Annotated in this window: 22 protein-coding genes; 16 read left to right on the forward strand and 6 right to left on the reverse strand. The window is 63.0% G+C overall.

What is annotated here, in order from left to right:
* Positions 1–2: 2 nt before the first annotated feature.
* Positions 3–1,655: a pilus assembly protein TadG-related protein gene (locus tag NKJ09_RS12035; protein WP_352494868.1), complete on the reverse strand. Its 1,653-nt coding sequence runs from the start codon at positions 1,653–1,655 to the stop codon at positions 3–5.
* Positions 1,656–2,009: 354 nt separating this feature from the next.
* Here NKJ09_RS12035 and rpsF point away from each other — a divergent pair, with 354 nt between their 5' ends.
* The 13 genes from rpsF to NKJ09_RS12100 all read left to right on the forward strand — a co-directional run bounded on the left by rpsF (position 2,010) and on the right by NKJ09_RS12100 (position 13,802).
* Positions 2,010–2,510: a 30S ribosomal protein S6 gene (gene rpsF / locus NKJ09_RS12040; RefSeq protein WP_023719830.1), complete on the forward strand. Its 501-nt coding sequence runs from the start codon at positions 2,010–2,012 to the stop codon at positions 2,508–2,510.
* The gene (rpsR, locus tag NKJ09_RS12045) at positions 2,510–2,758 is read left to right on the forward strand and encodes a 30S ribosomal protein S18 (RefSeq protein WP_006203718.1); all 249 of its coding nucleotides are present in this window, start codon (positions 2,510–2,512) and stop codon (positions 2,756–2,758) included. Before rpsF ends, rpsR begins: the two co-directional genes overlap by 1 nt.
* Positions 2,759–3,033: 275 nt before the next feature.
* Complete coding sequence (gene rplI / locus NKJ09_RS12050) at positions 3,034–3,618, forward strand: 50S ribosomal protein L9 (RefSeq protein WP_023719831.1); 585 nt, start codon at positions 3,034–3,036, stop codon at positions 3,616–3,618.
* Positions 3,619–3,770: 152 nt separating this feature from the next.
* Positions 3,771–5,060, forward strand: a complete 1,290-nt coding sequence (locus tag NKJ09_RS12055; RefSeq protein ID WP_023719832.1) for a cyclopropane fatty acid synthase — start codon at positions 3,771–3,773, stop codon at positions 5,058–5,060.
* Between the two features lie 82 nt (positions 5,061–5,142).
* The gene (locus NKJ09_RS12060) at positions 5,143–5,466 is read left to right on the forward strand and encodes a YnfA family protein (protein WP_023719833.1); all 324 of its coding nucleotides are present in this window, start codon (positions 5,143–5,145) and stop codon (positions 5,464–5,466) included.
* Positions 5,467–5,469: 3 nt separating this feature from the next.
* Positions 5,470–6,438, forward strand: a complete 969-nt coding sequence (locus tag NKJ09_RS12065; protein WP_023719834.1) for a small ribosomal subunit Rsm22 family protein — start codon at positions 5,470–5,472, stop codon at positions 6,436–6,438.
* A 206-nt stretch (positions 6,439–6,644) separates the two neighbouring features.
* Positions 6,645–8,135 carry a replicative DNA helicase gene (locus NKJ09_RS12070; protein ID WP_352481818.1) on the forward strand — a complete coding sequence of 497 codons (1,491 nt, stop codon included), beginning with the start codon at positions 6,645–6,647 and terminating at the stop codon, positions 8,133–8,135.
* 21 nt (positions 8,136–8,156) lie between these two features.
* Positions 8,157–8,762, forward strand: coding sequence for a hypothetical protein (locus tag NKJ09_RS12075; RefSeq protein ID WP_352494867.1), 606 nt, complete (start codon positions 8,157–8,159; stop codon positions 8,760–8,762).
* Positions 8,762–10,180 (forward strand): DNA repair protein RadA, encoded by a 1,419-nt coding sequence (gene radA, locus NKJ09_RS12080; protein ID WP_023719836.1) that lies wholly within the window; start codon positions 8,762–8,764, stop codon positions 10,178–10,180. Before NKJ09_RS12075 ends, radA begins: the two co-directional genes overlap by 1 nt.
* 47 nt (positions 10,181–10,227) lie before the next feature.
* Entirely contained in the window at positions 10,228–10,899 is a 672-nt protein-coding gene (locus NKJ09_RS12085) for a CvpA family protein (RefSeq protein WP_023719837.1), read from the forward strand.
* Between the two features lie 114 nt (positions 10,900–11,013).
* Positions 11,014–12,495, forward strand: a complete 1,482-nt coding sequence (gene purF / locus NKJ09_RS12090) for an amidophosphoribosyltransferase (RefSeq protein WP_036244955.1) — start codon at positions 11,014–11,016, stop codon at positions 12,493–12,495.
* Between the two features lie 219 nt (positions 12,496–12,714).
* The gene (locus NKJ09_RS12095; RefSeq protein ID WP_352494866.1) at positions 12,715–13,455 is read left to right on the forward strand and encodes an SDR family NAD(P)-dependent oxidoreductase; all 741 of its coding nucleotides are present in this window, start codon (positions 12,715–12,717) and stop codon (positions 13,453–13,455) included.
* A 125-nt stretch (positions 13,456–13,580) separates the two neighbouring features.
* On the forward strand, positions 13,581–13,802 hold the full coding sequence (locus NKJ09_RS12100) for a hypothetical protein (RefSeq protein ID WP_023719840.1): 222 nt from the start codon (positions 13,581–13,583) through the stop codon (positions 13,800–13,802).
* 158 nt (positions 13,803–13,960) lie between these two features.
* On the opposite strand, the gene NKJ09_RS12105 is transcribed toward NKJ09_RS12100, so the two are convergent.
* Positions 13,961–14,467, reverse strand: coding sequence for an OsmC family protein (locus tag NKJ09_RS12105; protein WP_352494865.1), 507 nt, complete (start codon positions 14,465–14,467; stop codon positions 13,961–13,963).
* Positions 14,468–14,810: 343 nt separating this feature from the next.
* On the opposite strand from NKJ09_RS12105, the gene NKJ09_RS12110 reads away from it, so the two are divergent.
* Positions 14,811–15,701 carry a DMT family transporter gene (locus NKJ09_RS12110; protein ID WP_352515691.1) on the forward strand — a complete coding sequence of 297 codons (891 nt, stop codon included), beginning with the start codon at positions 14,811–14,813 and terminating at the stop codon, positions 15,699–15,701.
* 199 nt (positions 15,702–15,900) lie between these two features.
* Here the strand turns inward: NKJ09_RS12110 and NKJ09_RS12115 are convergent, their stop codons facing one another.
* On the reverse strand, positions 15,901–16,755 hold the full coding sequence (locus NKJ09_RS12115) for a LysR substrate-binding domain-containing protein (RefSeq protein ID WP_352494864.1): 855 nt from the start codon (positions 16,753–16,755) through the stop codon (positions 15,901–15,903).
* 114 nt (positions 16,756–16,869) lie between these two features.
* On the opposite strand from NKJ09_RS12115, the gene NKJ09_RS12120 reads away from it, so the two are divergent.
* Entirely contained in the window at positions 16,870–17,277 is a 408-nt protein-coding gene (locus tag NKJ09_RS12120) for a tautomerase family protein (protein ID WP_352481829.1), read from the forward strand.
* Positions 17,278–17,426: 149 nt separating this feature from the next.
* Positions 17,427–19,649 carry an AMP-binding protein gene (locus NKJ09_RS12125; RefSeq protein WP_352515678.1) on the forward strand — a complete coding sequence of 741 codons (2,223 nt, stop codon included), beginning with the start codon at positions 17,427–17,429 and terminating at the stop codon, positions 19,647–19,649.
* Between the two features lie 24 nt (positions 19,650–19,673).
* Here the strand turns inward: NKJ09_RS12125 and NKJ09_RS12130 are convergent, their stop codons facing one another.
* The 3 genes from NKJ09_RS12130 to NKJ09_RS12140 form a co-directional block, all read right to left on the reverse strand.
* Positions 19,674–19,937, reverse strand: a complete 264-nt coding sequence (locus NKJ09_RS12130; RefSeq protein WP_023719845.1) for a hypothetical protein — start codon at positions 19,935–19,937, stop codon at positions 19,674–19,676.
* Positions 19,938–20,111: 174 nt separating this feature from the next.
* Entirely contained in the window at positions 20,112–20,927 is an 816-nt protein-coding gene (locus NKJ09_RS12135; protein WP_023719846.1) for a CDP-alcohol phosphatidyltransferase family protein, read from the reverse strand.
* A gap of 3 nt (positions 20,928–20,930) precedes the next feature.
* Entirely contained in the window at positions 20,931–21,629 is a 699-nt protein-coding gene (locus NKJ09_RS12140; protein WP_023719847.1) for a phosphatidylserine decarboxylase, read from the reverse strand.
* Positions 21,630–21,677 lie beyond the last annotated feature (48 nt).

The raw sequence follows: 21,677 nt of genomic DNA on the forward strand, positions 1-21,677 counted from the left end.
GTTCAGTTCGTCAAGTGCAGTTGCGAAATCGAGCTTCCGATTTTCAGGAAGACGCTTTCGAGCTGACTGACGTCGTTGGTCGGGTAATAATCCGACGGCGACGACGCGCAGGCCTCGTAGAGCTTGCGGTTGGCTGCGGTGTCGGCCTGCAGCAGTACTGTGAAGATCTGCACGTCCTGTTTCTTCAACGTGTTGCAGACATTGGTTGTCCAGTCGTCGACATTGCGCGCGGCCGCGGTCTGGTCGCTGGATCCGAACCGACCCGAAGCCAGGAACCCGTAAGAACCATAGTCCGACTTCTGTGGCGTATCCTTCGCGCCATAGACAACATTTTCGCCGTCGGTGAGCAGCAGCACCGTTTTGGTCGTGCCTGACGCCCTGAACGGCGCGCCGTCACTGTAGGGCGGTTCCGGCGAGAGTACCCGCATCCCCCATGACAACCCTTCCGAAACATTGGTCCCCGAGCCGTTCCATTCGATCATCTCACTGACGGCCTTACGCAATTTGTCGAAATCGTCGGTCAGCGGCACTATCGGCGTCGGACAGGCCCGGTTTGGGCCGATGGTCAGGGGGCCTTTCTTGTCGTTGATCAGCCTCATCGTCGAAACACTGTACTTCGCGATATCGCCGGTGAGGCCGGGAAGCAGGGTGATAACCGTATCGTCGAGATAGGAATTGTTGTAGCCGGCCGCCGAATTGCCATAGGAGCTGTTCGGATTTTTGGCGTTACCTGGATCGTCCGGCGCGAAATAGGGTACGAACAGGGTGTCCGGTTTGTTTTGGTCGGGCGAAATGTCGGAAACATTGTTGATTCCGGGCCGCGCCTCGACGCAGCCTCTCCATTCGACGCCCAATTGCTTGAACAGGTCCATATGGTTGACGCGCTTGCCGCCGACCAAGGGGAAATTGGCGCCATTGTTCGGCGATTTGCCGGCCATGTCGATCCAGGCCGGATCGTAGTCCTCGCCCTTGACATTGACCGCGGTGACGAACGGCACCACTGCGACACGTACGCTGCGCGTCGGCGACTTCGCGGCTTGGAGCATATCGATCAAGCCCGTCGCCGCCGTCCGCAATGCGCCGATGCGGTCGTTGCTGGCCATCGACCCGGTATTGTCGAGCACCAGCACGACTTCGAGCTGATTGGTCGATTCGACGGCGCCGGCATCGACGGTGATGCGCTTGTCGTTGCCGAACAGGAAGGCGAAGTTCAAGTTGACATCGGCCGCGGCGACAGCCTTTGTCTGGATGTAATTGAGGCCCCTTTCGACGGTAAGCGTCGCTTCGGCGTTCCTCAACTCGCTGTGGCCGGCGACATTGGCCTGGAAGTAGCGGTCGAAGACGTCCTTGCGCGAAGCCTCGATGTCGCCGAGATGCGAAGATGCAAGGTTCGCGGCATCGAGCGCGTTCTGCAAGCTGACCTTGGCCCTCATCAAGGTGGACACGTCCACGGCAAAGGCGACGGCCGTCAGAACCGCAGGCAGCCCGAACGCCAGCATCAGGGCAAAGTTGCCGCTCTTCGAACGGCAGAATTTGTCGAACAGCATTTTATCCCCAAAACCGCCTTGCTGGCGGCCGCGCGCGAACTGTTCGTTTTGCATTCGCATGATGAACGGCGGGTTGCCGCCACGCCCGCCGGTGCTGGAACTTCGCATGATGGTTAAGGTCCGGTTTCAGGAAATCCGTAAAACCTTGCCATCGAGGTCCGTTGTGCTCTGGAAGATAGGACGCTAGTCGAGCCGTTTGGCCTGTCGTTTGGCCTTGCTTTGCGGTCAAATTCCTGTATAGACGCCCGCAATCTGCCGGTCCTTGCTGGGGGCTGAACGGAGGGCCGGAGGTTTTCGAACCTTCGCGTGGAGCCAGAAGCGCTTCCGCCTCCCGTGTCTCCGCTCTCGACCGTCTCGTCATGCTCCTTTCTTCCCCGTCTTCGCAAGGATTGCGGGTCAGAGAAGTTGCAGAGGCTTTTGCCGCCGGGAACCGGGAGAGAAACGAAGAAAGGCACGAACACTATGGCTCTATACGAACATGTGTTTCTTGCCCGGCAGGACCTCTCGCAGCAGCAGGTCGATGCGCTTGTCGAACAGTACAAGGGCGTCCTCACCGCGAATGGCGGGTCCGTCGGCCGGGTCGAGAACTGGGGACTGAAGTCCCTCACCTACCGGGTCAACAAGAACCGGAAGGCATATTATACACTCATGGACATCACCTGCCCGCCGGCCGCGCTCAATGAGATGGAGCGCCAGATGGGCCTGTCCGAGGACGTGCTGCGTTTCCTGACCATCAAGGTCGATGCGCATGAGGAAGGCCCGTCGGCAATGATGCAGAAGCGCGAAGAGCGCTCGGAACGCGGCGGCTTCGGCGACCGCGACCGTGGCGATCGTGGCCCGCGCTCATTCGGCGACCGCGATCGCGGTGACCGTGCTGATCGTCCGCCGCGCAGCTTCGGCGATGGCGGTGCCGATCGTGGCCCGCGCCGTCCGCGCGAAGGCTTTGAAGGAGCCGCAGAATAATGGTCGACATCAACCAGATCCCAACCCGGCGCCCCTTCCACCGTCGCCGCAAGACTTGCCCGTTCTCCGGCGCCAACGCGCCGAAGATCGACTACAAGGACGTGCGGCTTCTGCAGCGCTACATTTCCGAGCGCGGCAAGATCGTGCCGTCGCGCATCACCGCCGTCAGCCAGAAGAAGCAGCGCGAACTCGCCAAGGCGATCAAGCGCGCCCGCTTCCTCGGCCTGCTGCCCTACGTGGTCCGCTAAGACTGATTAGTTGACCATGATCTTATCCGAAAACCGGTTTCCAGTTTTCGGGATCATGGTCTAGCCAGCGGGCGGTTCGCCGCCCGCTTTTTTCACCGGCCACGACGGGCGTAGCTGGATCGAACACCAAATCCCGGGTTGGATTTCGACAAGAGATCCTAACTGCCGCGACAGGCAGGACAGCGACACAGGCGGCGACGCCCCAGCTTCCTGACCTGTTCCAGACAATTCGGCGCCGATCCTGAGGATAGGTGCCCAAGCGAAGGAACAAAACCATGGAAGTCATTCTTCTCGAACGCGTTTCCCGGCTCGGCCAGATGGGCGACACCGTCAAGGTCAAGGACGGGTTCGCCCGCAATTTCCTGCTGCCGCAGGGCAAGGCGCTGCGCGCCAACGAAGGTAACAAGAAGAAGTTCGAAGGACAGCGCGCCCAACTCGAGGCCCGCAACCTGGAGCGCAAGTCCGAGGCCGCGCAGATTGCTGAAAAGCTCGACGGCAAGAGCTTCATCGCCGTGCGCTCGGCCGGCGAGACCGGCCAGCTCTATGGTTCGGTCTCGACGCGCGACATCGCCGAGCTGTTGACGGCGGAAGGTTTTTCGGTGAACCGCAACCAGATCCTTCTCAATCAGCCGATCAAAACCATCGGCGTCACCAACGTGGCGATCGCGCTGCACCCGGAAGTCGAGGTCACCATCACGCTCAACATTGCCCGCACGGCCGACGAAGCCGAACGCCAGGCCAAGGGCGAAACGCTGACCACCGCCGAAGCCATCTACGGCGAAGACATCAACGACAATGCGCGGCCGGAAAATTTCTTCGATCCGAACGCGGAGTTCGAGGGCGGCGAAGACAACGGCTGATCGTTGTTCGCCGGCATTCGTCGGCTAATACCTATCTGGACCAATGCCCGGGCCTCGCACCCGGGCATTTTTATGCCAAATGGAACTTTTCGAACCCCTATATCTTGATGCAGAATAGGACAGCATGTCTGGCCGAGAGGGGACAATTGGTCATGAATATTCTGCTTAAGCGCGTTCTCGACCGCCTGGTCCGCACAGGCAATCTCAAGGTGACAGGGCCGCAAGGCTCGATGGTGACTTTCGGTGACGGCAGCGGCGAGCCGGTGCACATGCACATCAAGACAAGGCATGCCGAGCGCGCCATCACTTTTGATCCGATGCTGGCGGTGCCGGAAGCCTACATGGACGGTGAACTCGACATTATCGAGGGCGGCGTGCTGGGGGTGATGCGCATTGCGTTCCAGAACATGGGCAGCGGCGGCATCGATGCCACCTGGTCGAAGGCGATCGAGGGTCTGCGCCACGCCTTCCGGCGCCTGCAGCAGATCAACACGGCGTCGCGGGCGCGCCGCAACGTGCAGCGCCACTACGATCTGTCGGGCGATCTCTATCGCCTCTTCCTCGATGAGGACATGCAGTATTCCTGCGCCTATTTCGAGCAGCCGGACATGACGCTCGATGAGGCCCAGGCAGCCAAGAAGCGCCACATCGCCGCCAAGCTCAGGTTGAAAGCCGGCCAGACGGTACTCGACATCGGCTCCGGCTGGGGCGGGCTTGGCCTCTATCTCGCCAAGGCGTTCGACGTCGACGTGCAAGGCGTGACGCTGTCGACCGAGCAGCACGGCGTCGCCACCGACCGCGCGCACGCGCAAGGCCTGCAAAACCGGGTGCATTTCGACCTCAAGGACTATCGCGAGCTCAATGAGCGTTTCGACCGCATCGTCTCGGTCGGCATGTTCGAGCATGTCGGCGTCAATCATTTCCGTACCTTCTTCGACAAGTCGGCGACGCTGCTGAAGCCGGACGGTGTCATGCTGCTGCACACGATCGGCCGTTCCGGTGTGCCGTGGGCGACCAGCGCCTTCATTCGCAAATACATCTTCCCGGGCGGCTATATCCCGTCGCTCTCCGAAGTGATGCCGGCTATCGAAAAGTCGGGGCTCGTCGTCACCGACATCGAGGTTCTGCGGCTGCATTATGCCGAGACGCTGAAGCATTGGGGCGAGCGCTTTGCCGCCAACCGCGACAAGGCCAAGGCGATCTATGACGAGCGCTTCTGCCGCATGTGGGAGTTCTATCTTGCCGCCTCGGAAGCTGCCTTCCGATGGCAGGATCTGGTGATCTTCCAGATCCAGATTGCCAAGAAGAACGACACGCTGCCGGTGACGCGCGACTACATGGCCAGTTGCGAGAAGGCGCTGGAGATGCGCGATCTTGGACGTCGTGAAAAGGCTCCTGCCGCCAAGCCCACTCGCCGCCGCAAGGTGGCGGATCCGGAGTAGACTGCCGGCGATCGCGCCATTGCCGCTTGCCATTGCCGGCTGGCACGCTGAAAAAGGTCTCGTCAACGCGGGACCTTTTTTCATGACCTACCTCCTCTACGTCGCCGCCGCACTTGCCGAGATCGCCGGCTGCTTCTCGTTCTGGGCGTGGTGGCGGCTGGATAAGTCGCCGCTGTGGTTGGCGCCCGGTCTCGTCTCACTGGTGCTATTCGCGTGGCTGCTGGCGCTTGTCGACACCAGTGCGGCGGGCCGGGCCTATGCCGCCTATGGCGGCATCTACATTGCCGCCTCGCTGGTCTGGCTATGGTTGGCGGAAGGCGTGCACCCCGACAGTTGGGATCTTGCCGGTGCCACGATGTGCATCATTGGCGCCTCGGTCATCGTGCTCGCACCTCGGGCTGCGTAGGCCATGGAACTGCCCGCCCCGCTTAGACAAGGCGTCGACCGCCTTCTCGAACAGGTGCCGTTGCCGATGATCAAGCAAGCGGCCAAGACGCTGTCGGACCGCTACCGCGCCGAGTTGCGCGATGGCCGCCTGCACATGGCCGAAGAAATGGCGGTTAAGGCCTATCTGGCAACGCGGCTTCCGGCGACCTATGCGGCCGTCCGTGCCAGCCTCGATGCGGTGGGCGAGTCTCGGCCCGACTATGCTCCGAAGACCTTGCTCGATGTCGGCGCCGGCCCTGGCACGGTGCTTTGGGCCACAATCGATCTCTGGCCCGATCTCGAACAGGCAGTGCTGCTCGAGGCCGGTGCCGCGGTGCGGCGGGTCGGCGAGGCGCTTGCCGCCGAGACAATCCATGCCAAGACCGCCTGGCTGACCGGCGACGTCACCATCGACCTGGTCGATCTGGAGCCGGCCGAGCTGGTGACTTCGGCCTATGTGCTGGATGAGATCGCGCCGGCATCGCTGGCAAAACTAATCGACCGGCTCTGGCAGCTGACCGCCGACACGCTGCTGGTCGTCGAGCCAGGCACGCCGGCCGGCTGGCAGCGCATCCTTGCCGTGCGGCGGCAGCTGATCGAGGCGGGGGCGCACGTGCTCGCGCCCTGCCCGCATGAGGCGCCCTGCCCACTTGTCGCTCCCGACTGGTGCCATTTCGCCCGCCGCGTCGCCCGCTCGCGCCTGCACCGTCTGGCCAAGGATGCCGAGGTGCCGTGGGAGGACGAAAAGTTCATCTTTGTCGCCGCTTCCCGTCATCCGGCCGCTCCGCCCCGCGCGCGGGTGATCGCACCACCGAAATCGGGCTCCGGCAAGGTCTTGCTGAAGCTTTGCCAACAGGATGGTCATGCCGCCGAGCGACTGTTCACGAAGCGCGACGGCGAGACGTTCAAGGCCGCGCGGCGACTGGACTGGGGTGACGCCTTGCCGGAATGATCGGCAGCTATTTTCCTGTTTTGTTCTCGCCCAAGAACGGTTAGGCTCGCCATCTTGATTCGAGTCAATCGAGATTCTTTCCACCGAAGTATCTTGGCTGTGAATCGCGGGCATCAAAGTTGGTTGGTTGGGGACTGATGCAGATAAGTCATCACCGACTTGTCTCGTTCTGATATCGAGAGACCGGGATCAGGACCGGGGACATCATGGCAGAGGCAGCACGAAAATTCGGCGTGGCGGAAACACCGCTCTATCGCGAGGCGCCGAACAACATCGAGGCCGAGCAGGCGCTGCTCGGTGCCATCCTGGTCAACAACGATGCCTTCTATCGCGTCTCCGACTTTCTGAAGCCTGGCCATTTCTACGAGCCGTTGCACAGGAATATCTTCGAGGTCGCGGCCGAGCTCATCCGCATGGGCAAGATCGCGACGCCGATCACGCTGAAGACCTTCCTGCCGGCCGACGAGAAGGTCGGCGACATGACGGTGGCGCAATATGTCGTGCGGCTGGCGGTCGAGGCCGTCACCGTCGTCAACGCCACCGACTATGGCCGCGCCATCTACGATCTGGCCACGCGCCGCGCGCTGATCACCGTCGGCGAGGACATGGTCAACATCGCCTATGACGCGCCGGTCGACATGTCGCCCTCCGACCAGATCGAGGACGCCGAGCGGCGGCTGTTCGAGCTGGCCGAGACCGGCCGCTACGACGGCGGCTTCGAGAGCTTCACCGACGCTGTCAAGACGGCGGTCGACATGGCCAATGCCGCCTATATGCGCGACGGGCATTTGTCGGGCGTCGCCACCGGCTTGCGCGACCTCGACCGTCGCATGGGCGGCCTGCAGTCGTCCGACTTGATCATCATTGCCGGCCGCCCCGGCATGGGTAAAACCTCGCTCGCCACCAACATCGCCTTCAATATCGCGGAGGCGTATGTCCCGGCGCAGCAGGCCGACGGCTCGTTCAAGGCGGCCAATGGCGGCGTCGTCGGCTTCTTTTCGCTCGAAATGTCATCCGAACAGCTCGCCACCCGCATTATTTCCGAACAGACCGAAATCCCGTCGTCGAAAATCCGCCGCGGCGAGATCAGCGAGATGGATTTCGAAAAGCTCGTCGCCTGTTCGCAGACCATGCAGAAAATCCCGCTGTTCATCGACCAGACCGGCGGTATTTCCATCGCTCAGCTGTCCGCCCGCGCGCGTCGCTTGAAGCGCCAGCGCGGCCTCGACGTCATCGTCATCGACTATATCCAGCTGATGCAGGGATCGAGCGCGAAATCATCGCAAAACCGCGTCCAGGAAATCACCGAGATCACCACCGGGCTCAAGGCACTGGCCAAGGAGTTGGCGGTGCCGATCATCGCGCTGTCGCAGCTGTCGCGCCAGGTCGAGAGCCGCGACGACAAGCGCCCGCAGCTTTCGGATCTGCGCGAATCGGGCTCCATCGAGCAGGACGCCGACGTGGTGCTGTTCGTCTACCGCGAGGAATATTATCTGAAGAACCGCGAGCCGAAGCCGGGCACCGACGAATACATCAAGTGGGAACACGAGATGAACGAGATGCGCGGCAAGGCCGAAGTAATCGTCGCCAAGCAGCGCCACGGCCCAACGGGATCGGTCAGCCTCGCCTTCCAGGGCGAATTCACCCGCTTCTCGGACCTTGCGGAAGAGCATCATTTGCCGGATCGGTTCGAGTAGGCATTGTCGCGGAGCAGCCGATTGGACTTTAGCGATATCTACCAAAGGATAAAATTCGAAGAGTATAACATCTCCGAGGATGAACGCGCGCAACTCACTGAATATTTGAGATCTGCCCGGTCAATTTCTCGCACGGAATCGCACGCCGGTTTGCTGGTGTTCTGCTACTCAAGCGAACCTACGCCCGAGAACGTTGAATCGGTGAGGAAATTCCTTGCCAAGCATGTCGAAGACTATACGCGAAGCGCGGCAGTGACCGGTCTTTATCGAGTTTGGAAATTGGGAGCGACAGCTGACATCGACGATCTGCTGAGTTTTTTGGCCCTTTCGTTGGACGAAACTCGGCACGACACCTCTCTGGCGGCGATCGGGTGCGCATTCCTTTTGATGCACCGGCTCAATGATCGTCGCCTCTCGACTGCCCTTATGAGATTGCTGGAGACGTTGCACGATGAAGTCGGGCGAGAGAACGACTTCGCGGTCGGTCTGTTCAGATATGCGTGTTGGTCGGCATACGACAATTGGGCTCTGAGAAACGGCCAGCGCCGCACTCATTTCGATACGATCGAAGATGCTTTGCCGGTTTACTGGGATCGTCCCAAATACCTCTTGGAACCAATAAACTGATGGCCAAATCCCGTATCCAGTTCATCTGCCAGAATTGCGGTTCGGTGCATCAGCGTTGGGCCGGCAAATGTGATGCCTGCGGCGAGTGGAACACGCTGGTCGAGGAAGGCACGTCGGGCGGCATCGGCTCCGGCCCGGCCAACACCCGCAACGCCCGCAAAGGCCGCGCGGTGGTGCTGACCAGCCTTTCCGGCGACATCGAGGACGCGCCGCGCATCGTCTCCGGCATCGGCGAACTCGACCGCGCCACCGGCGGCGGCTTCGTGCGCGGATCGGCGCTTTTGGTCGGCGGCGATCCCGGCATCGGCAAGTCGACGCTGCTCACCCAGGCTGCAGCCGCACTGGCGGCAAAGGGCCACCGCATCGTCTACGTCTCCGGTGAAGAAGCGGTCGCCCAGATCAGGCTGCGCGCCCAGCGGCTCGGCGTCGCCGACACCCCGGTCGAACTCGCCGCCGAGACCAACGTCGAGGACATCCTCGCCACCATTGCCGATGGCAAGCGGCCGGACCTGGTCATTCTCGATTCGATCCAGACGCTATGGACCGACATGGCCGATTCAGCGCCCGGCACGGTGACCCAGGTGCGTGCCGCCGCCCAAGCGATGATCCGCTATGCAAAATCCACAGGGGCGGCGATCGTTCTGGTCGGCCATGTCACCAAGGAGGGCCAGATCGCCGGCCCACGCGTCGTCGAGCACATGGTCGACGCGGTGCTCTATTTCGAGGGCGAAGGCGGCCACCACTACCGCATCCTGCGAACGGTCAAGAACCGCTTCGGGCCAACCGACGAGATCGGCGTCTTCGAAATGTCGGACAAGGGCTTGCGGGAAGTCGCCAACCCGTCCGAGCTTTTCCTCGGTGAACGTCACGCGAAATCGCCGGGTGCCGCGGTTTTCGCCGGCATGGAAGGCACACGGCCGGTGCTGGTCGAGATCCAGGCGCTGGTAGCACCTTCGACGCTCGGCACGCCACGCCGCGCCGTCGTCGGCTGGGACGGCGCCCGGCTGTCGATGATCCTGGCGGTTCTGGAAGCCCATTGCGGCGTTCGCTTCGGCACGCATGACGTCTATCTCAACGTTGCCGGCGGTTACCGCATTTCGGAGCCGGCGGCCGACCTGGCTGTGGCGGCGGCACTGGTTTCCTCGCTCACCGGTCTTGCCCTTCCCGCCGATTGCGTCTATTTCGGCGAAATCAGCCTTTCGGGGGCGGTGAGGCCGGTTGCGCATGCGCAGCAGCGCCTTAAGGAAGCCGAAAAGCTGGGTTTCGGAAGCGCGGTTCTGCCCTTGGGCAGCGAGGAACTTGTTGGTGGTAATGGGGCCGGGGGGATCGGAGCCGGCGCTTTCCAGCCCACCGAGCTTGCCGATCTCGTGGCGCGCATAGCCGGCTCTCGGCGCAGCCGCGCCGACGAGCAAGACTGATGCGGCTCGTCGAGTCGTGAAAAAGAGATCGGAGCGGGGCGAAAAACATGCCGATTACGCTGCTTGACGGAATTCTCGTCGGCTTCACCCTGGTCTCGGCGATGCTCGCCATGGTTCGCGGCTTTTCGCGCGAGATCCTGTCGATCATCTCCTGGGCAGTTGCCGCTGCGGCGGCCTTCTTCTTCTACAAGCCGGTGCTGCCTTACATTCAGCCCTATATCGACAACGAAAAGGCAGCCATGGCGGCGGCCGCCGGTATCGTCTTTATTGTCGCGCTGATCGTCGTTTCGGTCATCACCATGAAGCTCGCCGACTGGATCATCGATTCCAGGATCGGCGCGCTCGATCGCACACTTGGCTTCCTCTATGGCGCGGCGCGCGGCATCCTGGTGGTCGCGGTCGCACTGCTGTTTTTCAATTGGCTGGCCGGCGCCAAAGCTCCAGGCTGGATTGCCAACGCCAAGTCAAAGCCGCTGCTCGAATCGATCGGTGCCAAGCTCGAAAGCCTGCTGCCCGAGGACCCGGAAAACGCCATCCTCAACAAGCTCAATCCGAATCAGCCGGCCACCGAGACGCCTCTGGCCCCCGACGCGCCTGCAGCGGAAGCACCTGCCGCCGGCGACGACGCCACTGCTCCGGCACCCGATGACAGCGACGCTCCGCCGGCCGACAATGCGCCCGCGACGCCGGCACCTGCAAACCCGGCGCCGGCAAACTGATTTCGGCAGACTTGCTCGCCTCGAGACTGTCGATCATGTGAACGTCGCACGACGTGCGTTGCTTTCGATGCGCTATGACCTTATATGGCGACTTTAGCGGAGCTTGAGCCCCCAATGGCAGCCTCAGTGGCAGACGCAGACGACGTGCTTTCCGCCGAAGCCGACGACCATTTCCACGACGAATGCGGCGTGTTCGGTATTTTCGGCCGGCAGGACGCCGCAGCCATCGTCACGCTCGGCCTGCATGCGTTGCAGCATCGAGGCCAGGAAGCGGCCGGTATCGTTTCCTATGACGGCACCCAATTCCATGTCGAACGCCATGTCGGCCTGATCGGCGACACCTTCACCAAGCAGCGTGTCATCGACAGCCTGCAAGGCAACCGTGCCATCGGCCACACACGCTATGCCACCACCGGTGGCGCTGGCTTGCGCAACATCCAGCCTTTCTTCGCCGAACTTGCCGATGGCGGCTTTGCCGTCGCCCATAACGGCAATCTCACCAACGCCATGACCGTTCAGCGCGCCCTGCAGAAGCAGGGCGCCATCTTCTCTTCCACCTCCGACACCGAGACACTGTTGCATCTGGTCGCCACCAGCAAGGAGCGCGACCTCAATTCGCGCTTCATCGATGCGGTGCGCCAGGTCGAAGGTGCCTTCTCGCTGGTGGCAATGACGTCCAAGAAGATGATCGGCTGCCGCGACCCGCTCGGTATCCGGCCGCTGGTGCTTGGCGATCTCGACGGCGCCTGGATTCTCGCCTCCGAAACCTGCGCGCTCGACATTATCGGGGCGCGTTTCGTGCGCGACCTGAAGCCCGGCGAAATGGTCGTCGTCACCAGCAAGGGAATCGAGAGCCTGTTCCCGTTCGAGCCGCAGAAGACCCGCTTCTGCATTTTCGAATATGTCTACTTCGCCCGGCCGGATTCTTCGGTCGAAGGCCGCAATGTCTACGAGGTACGCAAGCGCATCGGCGCCGAGCTGGCACTGGAGAGCCCGGTCGAGGCCGACATCGTCGTGCCGGTGCCGGATTCGGGCACACCGGCGGCGATCGGCTTTTCGCAGGCCGCGGGCATTCCGTTCGAGCTCGGCATCATCCGCAATCACTATGTCGGCCGCACCTTCATCCAGCCCGGCGATTCGATCCGCCACATGGGCGTCAAGCTTAAGCACAACGCCAATCGCCGCATGATCGAAGGCAAGCGTGTGGTGCTGGTCGACGATTCGATCGTACGCGGCACCACCAGCCAGAAGATCGTGCAGATGGTGCGCGATGCCGGCGCCAAGGAAGTGCATATGCGCATCGCCTCGCCGCCGACGCGCGCCTCCTGCTTTTACGGCGTCGACACACCGGAAAAGTCGAAGTTGCTGGCCTCGCGCATGTCGGTGGAGGAGATGGCCGAGTTCATCCGCGTCGATTCGCTCGGCTTCCTCTCGATCGACGGGCTCTACCGGGCCGTTGGCGAAGCCGGCCGCGACAACGAACAGCCGCAATTCTGCGACGCCTGTTTCACCGGCCAGTATCCGACCCGGCTTGCCGATTTCGAAGGCTCCGACAATGTCCGCACGCTGTCGCTATTGGCGGCAGGCGGGTCGTAAGGTTGCCGGATCGCCATTTGTCTTCGCCAGGTTACCCCCTCTGCCCTGCCGGGCATCTCCCCCTCAAGGGGGGAGATCGGCTGAATTGTCGACTTTCGCCAATCGCGACGGTCGCAGAACAGGCGCTGAGCCTGATGAGGGCCAATCTCCCCCCTTGAGGGGGAGATGCCCGGCAGGGCAGAGGGGGGTGCCTCACGCCGACCTTATGGAAGTTCAAGCATGACCCTCGATCTCTCCGGCCGCGTTGCGGTCGTCACCGGCGCCTCGCGCGGTATCGGCTATTTCATCGCCACGGAGCTTGCCGCCGCCGGCGCACATGTGATTGCGGTTGCCCGCACCGTCGGAGGGCTGGAAGAACTCGACGACCAGATCAAAGCAGGCGGCGGACAGGCGACGCTGGTACCGCTCGATCTTGCCGACATGACGGGGATCGACCGGCTGGGCGGCGCCATCCACGAGCGCTGGGGCAAGCTCGACATACTGGTCGCCAACGCCGCCGTGCTCGGCGTCATCGCTCCGATCGGCCATGTCGAGGCAAAGACCTTCGAGAAGGTGATGACCATCAACGTCACCGCAACATGGCGGCTGATCCGCTCGGTCGACCCGCTGCTGAGACTCGCCGATGCCGGCCGCGCTATCGTACTGAGTTCCAGCCTGGCCCACTCCGCACGCGCCTTCTGGGCGCCTTATGCGGCGTCGAAGGCGGCGGTCGAGGCCATGACGCGTTCGTGGGCGCATGAGACCGAAAACCTGCCGCTCAGGGTCAACGCCGCCGATCCCGGGGCAACGCGCACCGCCATGCGGGCGCAGGCGGTACCCGGCGAGGATCCGGAGACTCTGCCGCACCCTTCGGAGATCGCCAAGCGTATCGTGCCGTTGGCCAGCCCTGCGCTCAAGGAGACGGGGCTGATCTTCCAGGCCAAGCACAACCGCTTTGTCGCCTACCGGCAGCCGGAGTAAGCGGCCTGACATCACGCGGCTGTGATGCCGTGGCTTAACGCCGCGCTTCGGCCCAACTTTCGCCGCTTGGCCGGAGTTGCTAGGATCGCACCGACTCCCAAAACAAGCAGAGCGAGGAAATACTCATGGCGGCACCGAGCGTAGCGTTGGTCTGGTATCTGGTGATCGCCGGCCCGCAAGGCGGCATGGTCGTGCTGCCCAGCACCTTCGACACCCGCGAACAGTGCACCTCCGCCGTCACCGAATACCAGAAGCAGCCGACGCCGGCCGGCTGGTCGGTGCAGTGCGTGCCGAGTGCCTCGCCGTTCGCGGACGAGGGCGACGCCGAGGAGCCGTCGGCGCAGTAGGAGCGTCATCTGGCCAAGTTTTGGCAAAGAGGGCAGGCCAGAGGGGGTCGACAGGCGTGGAGCGCCAGCCTCCATCTGCCGCAGCAGGCCGAGCCCCGTCGGACCAACCCCCTCTACCCTGCCGTGCATCTCCCCCTCAAGGGGAGAGATTGGCAGCATCAGCGTCGTGCGCTTACCGTCAGCTCCGGCTTCTGGCTGATGGTCTGCAACACGACGCAGTAGCGCTCGGTCAGCTTGATTAGCGCATCGACGCGCTCCTGCGGCTCGTCTGTGTCGAGGCCGAAGGTCAGCCGGATGGCGCGGAAGCCAACCGGCGCATCCTTTGCCACACCAAGCGTGCCGCGAAAGTCGAGATCGCCTTCGGCTTCCACCGTGGCGGCCCCAAGCTTGAATTCCAGCGCCGTGGCCACCGCCTTCAGCGTGACGCCGGCGCAAGCCACCAGCGCCTCCAGCAGCATGTCGCCGGAGCAGAGTTCGAGCCCGGTGCCGCCGGTCGCCGGATGCAGCCCGGCAATGGCGATCGCCCTGCCTGTCTCGACCTTGCAGGCGATCGATTGGTCGTCGATCGAGCCTTTGGCGCGGAGAGTAATTAGCGCGCGCGAGGCGTCGTCGCGATAGGCCTCCTTCAGCGGCACCTGCATGGCCTTCAATGCGATCGCGTCCATTTCATTTCCCTCCCATAGTTGCCTGGCTTCGCTGCTTAACGGCGGTGTCGGCTGCCCCAAACGCAAGTCCCCGCTGGCGTAGCGCTTGGCAGGGCTTCGCCCCGTATAGCCTGACGATACGGGGAGCATCCAACGCCTTCACACCCTCTCTCGCAACACATTCGTAAGGCCGCCGGACATATGGCCGATATCGCCATCCTGGAAATCCGCGAAAGGGCTTCGCCGGCAGCCTGTTCACCGGGGCTGCCGGTCTGCTGTTTCGATGCATGACGCCTCGATCAAGCTGACACTATGGTGTCAGGACGGGGCAGCGTAAGCTGGTGAGATGACGGAATCGCTGGATATGCCAGGCACAGTGGAAAGCGCCCGCGAACGCACCCTCGGCATCATCCTGGTTTCGGCATCGGCGGCCGTCTTCGGCCTCACCGGCGTGCTGACCAAATCGATCCATTCCGACCCGCTGACGATTACCTGCTGGCGCGGCTTCGTCGGCTCGATCCTGATCAGCCTCTATGTGCTATGGCGTCGCCAGCGCTCCGGCGGTCGCGGCAGCCTGCGGCTCGGCTGGCGCGGCTGGCTGCTGGCGATTGAGGGCGCGCTCGCCAGCATCGCCTTCATCTCGGCGTTCAAGTTCACCTTTGTCGCCAATGTCGCCATCATCTACGCCACCGCCCCTTTCGTCACCGCGCTGCTGGCCCTCCTGTTGGTCCGCGAACCGTTCCGGCTGCAGACGCTTGCTGCCGCTGCCGTGTCACTATGCGGGGTGGCGATCATGGTCTGGTCGGGCTTCGGCACCGGCCATCTGTTCGGGGACGGGCTGGCGCTGCTGATGACGATCGGCAGCGCCCTCTACATGATCATGGTGCGCACCTTCCGCGATACGCCGGTGGTGTGGGCGGGTGCGGTGTCGGCATTCCTTTTGTTCGTGCTCGGCTGGTTCGTCACCGATCCGCTGGCCGTCTCGGCCAGGGACGCATTGCTTCTAGCCACCTTCGGCTCCTCGTTCGCGCTTGCCTCGATCCTGTGGACGGAGGGCGCCCGGCTCATTCCGGCGACCGAGTCCGGACTGCTGGGTTCGGCCGAAGTGCCATTCGCGATCCTGTTCGCCTTCCTGTTCCTGGCGGAAATCCCGCCGGCAGCCAGCATGGTCGGCGGCGCAATCGTGCTTTGCGCCGTGTTCGCTCACGCCGGCCGCGACTGGCTGATGGCCAGGCAGCGCGCAGCGGATGCATGACCAAAATCCTCGCCACGCCCGAGGGCGAGTTGGTGGTCCGATCACGAGAAATCCGTGCCTGAAAATAAATTTGAAACGTCATGGAACCATCATCGGGCTCAGGCATTATGGCTGCGACGGGCCACCCCCAAGTCCCCCCAAACCCCTCGGCCCGTCCTACTCAGAAGCCGACCGCAAGGTCGGCTTTTTCTTTGCTGACTCAACTGGCCAAGCCCAGGTTGCCGCTGAACAACGCGGCCAGATCCTGCGCCGGCCGGTCGGCATCCTCACGCAAGCGGATGGCGAATTCCGCGACCGGCACCGGCGGCAGATCAAGATCGCGCGGCGCCTCGACGATGCCGGAATGAGCGAAGCGCGCCGTCCTCAACGTCAAAGCGATGCCAGCGTGTACCGCCGTACGCAGGCCGGCAAGGCTGGCACTGCCGGCAGCAATGCGATAGCGGCGGCCGGCCGCATCCAGTGCACTGGTCGCTGCATCGCGAAACCCGCAATGGGGATCGAGCAGCGCCAAGGGCAATTCCTCTTGGCGGGTGGCCAAGCCGTTTTGTGAGCAAAGCCAGATCATTGGCTCTTTGAGCACGCCGACTTCGTCCCGCGTCGGCGCCTGTCGCATGGCAATGGCCAGATCAAGGGTGCCGGCTTGCAAAGCCTGCGCCAGTTCGGCGGAGCGGCCGACGCGCAATTCGATCCTGACGCGCGGATGGCTGACAGCGAAGGCCCTGAGAAGCTGCGGCAAGCCGCTGTCGGCGAAATCCTGCGTCGTGCCGATGGCGACGCGCCCATCGGCATGCGCCCCTTTGAGGGCCAGCCACGCCTCGCGGTGCGCAGCAAGAATGCGCCGCGCGTGGCCGACCAGATCCTCGCCCGCCGGCGTCAGGCCACGCCCTCGCCCCTGCGGCACCAGCAGCGGTTCGCCGACTACATCCTCCAGCCGCTGCATCTGCGCGGTCACCGCCGACGGCGAGCGGCCGACGATCGACGCAGCCTGCGCCAGCGAGCCGCTATCGACGAAAGCGAGGAAAGTTTTGAGGAGGTCGGGATCGAGCGCCTGCATAGTTCGACAATATCAAAGTTTTTATCAAAAACAATTCGATTTTTCTGACGCAAGGACGATGGCATGATTTTCTCGACGGCGAAGAGACGCCGCTTGAAACCGAGGAGAAGAAACATGCCGATCATCAATGTCAGCGTTACCGGCAAGCCCGATGCCGCTTTGTCCGCCGCTATTGCCAAGGAGGTGACCGAACTGACGGCCACGCATCTGCGCAAGGACGCGACGATCACAGCTGTCGCGATTTCCTATCTCGACCCCGAGCACTGGTTCGCCGGCGGCAAGTCGCTGGCCCAGCACGGCGCCAACACGGCTTGGCTCGACATCAAGGTCGTCGACGGCACCAACACCAAGCTCGAACTGGAGGCCTATCTCCAGGCAATTTTTGCCGCATTCGGCCGGCTGCTAGGCAAGATCCATGAGGAAAGCTATGCCCTCGTGCACGAAGTGCCAGCGGCCGCGTATGGCTTTGGCGGCAAGACGCAGGAATTCCGCTTCATAAGCGGGAGGATGAAGGCGGCGTAGCTGCGATTTGTGGAGAAGGCAGCCGAGCCCACTGATAGCAGGAGAGACGGAAAAATGAAGCCGCATTGACGTTGATCCAACTTCGGCTAGGTTCTCACCCGAAGCGGCCACTGAAGAGCCGCGACGTGAGATTGTTGGGAGATGCGGCGATGATCCTGACACTGGCGCTGCTTGCGGGTCTTGTCACGGCCTGGCTGCTGATCGGCGTGGTGGAGAAGTTCCGCCTCGGCCTGCGCTTGAGCCAGGCGCTGCTCTACGTGCCGTTCAAGCTCGCCTACCGCATCAACGACGAGCGCATCAAGATTGCCCGCAAGTCGGCAGCCCCGATCATCTACGTCGTCTGGCATCAGTCGCGCCTCGAGCCGGCGCTGATGCTGTCGCTGCTGCCGGAGGACACGCTGCACATTCTCGACCCGGCTTCGGCCAGATCGCCCTGGCTGGAACCATGGCGCGAGCTTGGCCGCACCATCGCTTTCAACGCCGAGCATGTCTTCGTCAGCCGCAGACTGGTGCGCGTGCTGAAGGGCAAGGGCCGGCTCGCCGTTTACCTGCCGAATGCGGTCGAGCCCGACGTCAAGTCGTTTCGGTTGTTCCGCGCCATCACCCGTATCGCCATGCAGGCCGACGCTCGCATCGTGCCGATCTTCGTTGCCGGCGCGCGCAGCCTGCCGGCGTCGCTGACGCCGGCAGACAAGGCGCCGCGCCACTGGTTCCCGCAGCTGTCGATCAGCGCGCTGGAGCCGATGACCATCGCCGAGCTGGTGGCGCGGAACCCCAATCAGGCCTCCAATACCAATGCGCTGTTCGATCGCTTCGCCGAGGCCAGGCTTTTTGGCAGTGATCTCGACCGAGGGCTGTTCCTTGCCATGCGTGATGCCGCCGACCGTGTCGGCGCTTCGCACCTAATTATCGAAGACATCATCGGCGGTGCGCTGAGCTACCGGAAAATGTTTATCGGTGCCAGGGTTTTGGGCCGCCGCTTCGAGGCAATGACAGCGCCGAGCGAAGCGGTTGGGCTGCTCCTGCCCAACGCCAATGGCCTCGTGCTGGCGTTCGTCGGTGTTTTGTCGGCTGGGCGAGTGGCAGCAATGATCAACTATACCGCCGGCACAGCGAGCGTCACCGCCGCCATCCGCACGGCGGTGATCCGCACCGTGGTCTCCTCACGCGCCTTTGTCGAAAAGGCCAACCTCGCCGACATAGTCGAGGCGGTGGAAAAGGGCGGAGCGAAACTGCTGTGGCTGGAGGATGTTCGCGCAAGCGTGACCGTGCTGGACAAGCTCGCTGCCGCCTTGCTGTGGCGATGGCCGTTGCAGCGCCAGGATGCAGCCAAGCCGGCGGTGATCCTGTTCACCTCCGGCTCGGAAGGCACACCCAAGGCAGTTGTGCTGTCGCACCGGAACCTTCTTGCCAATGCCATGCAGGCCGAAGCCCGCATCACCATCTCGCCGGTCGACATCCTGCTCAACGTGCTGCCGGTGTTCCACTCGTTCGGCCTGACCGGTGGCACCATCTTGCCGCTGGTCACCGGCGTAAAACTGTTCCTCTACCCCTCACCGCTCCACTACAAGCTTATTCCGGAGGTGGCGCGCAAGGTCCGGCCAACGGTGATGTTCGGCACCGACACGTTCCTCGCCAACTATGCCCGCACCGCCAAGGACGGCGATTTTTCCAGCCTGCGCTTTGTCGTCGCCGGTGCCGAGGCGGTGAAGCCGGAGACGCGCCGGGTCTATCGCGAACGCTTCCAGGCCGAGATCATCGAAGGTTTTGGCTTGACCGAGGCCGCACCGGTGGTTGCCGTCAACACCGCCATCCACGGTCGCGACGGCACGGTCGGGCGGCTGCTGCCGGCCATGCGCATGAAACTCGAACCGGTCGAAGGCATTAGCGACGCCGGCCGGCTGTGGCTCGACGGGCCGAACCTGATGATGGGCTACATGACCGCCGATCGGCCGGGCGAGCTACAGCCGCTCGAAGGCTGGCACGACACCGGCGATATCGTCTCGGTCGATCGCGAAGGCTTCATCACCATTCGCGGCCGCGCCAAGCGCTTCGCCAAGATCGCCGGCGAGATGGTATCGCTTGGTGCGGTCGAGATGCTGGTGCAGTCGCTGTGGCCGGAAGAGCATCACGCCGTGGTGGCGGTGCCGGACAGACGGCGCGGCGAGCGCCTCGTCCTGGTCACCACCGCCGACAGTGCCAATCCCGACGAATTGCGCGAATTCGGCAAGAAGGCCGGGGCGGCCGAACTGATGGTACCGAACGACATCGTCAAGGTCGAGGAAATCCCGGTGCTGGGCTCGGGCAAGACCGACTATGTCTCGACAAGAAAGCTGGCGCTCGAGAGGCTGGGACTGAGCGCTGCCGCCTGAGGTTTTCCAGACCTTTCCAAAACTCTAGAGGACCACTACCGATAACAGCAGAATGACGCCGACGGCCATCATCAGCAGGCCCGGCCAATTCTGTGACAAGCCGAGAAAACGGAGCCCGCGCCGCCGCGGCTCCAGAGTCGGACCTGGTGTTGCGAGATTGGGCCTCGGGCTATCCGGCGCGGTGGAGACTGCGGCCGGCTCACTGAGCCGCCCGCGCATGATGGCTGCAACCGCCATATATACGAGGCCGGCGACAGTCAGTAATGCGCCAATGAGGATGACAGCCATTTCTCGTATTCCGATGATTCTGGGCCCGATGCGGCAGCTTGCGCGACGTTGACGATCACGAGCAGTCGCTCAAACGGACCTACCGACACAAACGGTCAGGCGCCCAGCAAGTTCCGAAAACGTGGTTTTGAAGGGCGTTCCACAGCGCCGCGTGCGAAATTGGCACCAAATCTGTCAGCCGATGTCCGAGGACGGTACCTTCTCGCCTTCGCGCTTGGCGCGTCTGGAATAGGCGCGCACGCTGAATGGCAAAAACAGCAAATAGCCGGCAACCGAAGCCGTCAGCGTATACCAGGGATAGGTCATCAAAAGCAGGACGTAGAGGACGACTGCGAGGATGATCGGCAGCACTCTGTCGCCCGGTATCCTGACGCTCTTGCCGGAATAGACGGGCAGTCGGCTGACCAGCAGGAACGCCACCAATATTGTAAAGCCGGTGGCAATGAAGGCCGCCAGGCGGCTGGGTTCAAGGCCAAGCCTGAGGAAGAACAGATAGAGCGGCAGCATCACCAGCACCGCACCCGCCGGCGCCGGCACGCCAACGAAATATTCGGTTTGCCACTGCGGACGGTCGAGCTCTTCGTCGAGCACGTTGAAGCGGGCAAGCCTCATCCCACAGGCGATGGTAAACAGCAGCGCCGCGATCCAACCCGGCGAACCTGCCCTGTCGAGCAGAAAGGCATAAAGCACTAGCGCCGGTGCCACGCCGAAATTGACGATATCGGCCAGCGAATCCATCTGGGCGCCGAATTTGGAGGTCGCCTTCAGCATTCGCGCCAGGCGGCCGTCGATACCATCGAGGAAGGCGGCGAGCAGTACCATCACCACCGCCGGCTCGAAGCGGCCTTCGAAGCCGAAGCGGATGCCGGACAGGCCGGCGCAGATGGCAAGCACGGTGACCAGATTGGGCAGCACCATGCGCATCGGGATTTCACGGATGCGCGGGCCGCCGCCGCCATGCGCCTCGAATTTCTTGAACGGCGGGGCCACCGGTCAGGATATCCGCACGAGCGGCGTTGCGGCAACGCCGCCGAATTCCGCCAGCACCGTCTCACCGCCTACCGCCGTCTGGCCGACGGCAACGCGCGGCGTCGCCGTCGAGGGCAGGAATACGTCCACGCGCGAGCCAAAGCGGATCAGCCCGAAGCGCTCGCCGGTGCCGATGGCGCCGCCGGTCTCGGCCCAGCAGACGATCCGCCGCGCCACCAGGCCGGCGATCTGCACCGCAGCCACCGTGCCGTTGGGGCTCTCTATGACCAGCCCGTTGCGTTCGTTCTCGGTGCTTGCCTTGTCGAGTTCGGCGTTGAGGAATTTTCCTGGCCGATGCTCGATCCTGGAGATGCGGCCACGCACCGGGGCGCGGTTCACGTGGCAGGAAAAGACATTCATGAATACCGAGATGCGGGTCATTTCGCCGCCGCCGAGGCCAAGCTCGCGCGGCGGCACGGCCGGGCCGACGGCCGAGACGATGCCGTCCGCCGGGCTGACAACCAGCCGGTCGTCGATCGGCGTGACACGCTCGGGATCGCGGAAGAAATAAGCGCACCACGCGGTCAGAATGAGACCGATCCAGAACAGGGTCGAGGAGAAATAGCCAAGAAAAAGCGTCGCCGCGCCGAACGCAGCGATAAAGGGATAACCCTCGCGATGGATCGGAACGAACGCATTTTTGATCGTGTCAACGAGGCTCATGGGATGAGGGCAACCTTGGTTCCAAGTCCGGCCTCAATAGCGGAAACA

This window comes from Mesorhizobium sp. M0189 (assembly GCF_040322135.1).
Classification (GTDB): domain Bacteria; phylum Pseudomonadota; class Alphaproteobacteria; order Rhizobiales; family Rhizobiaceae; genus Mesorhizobium.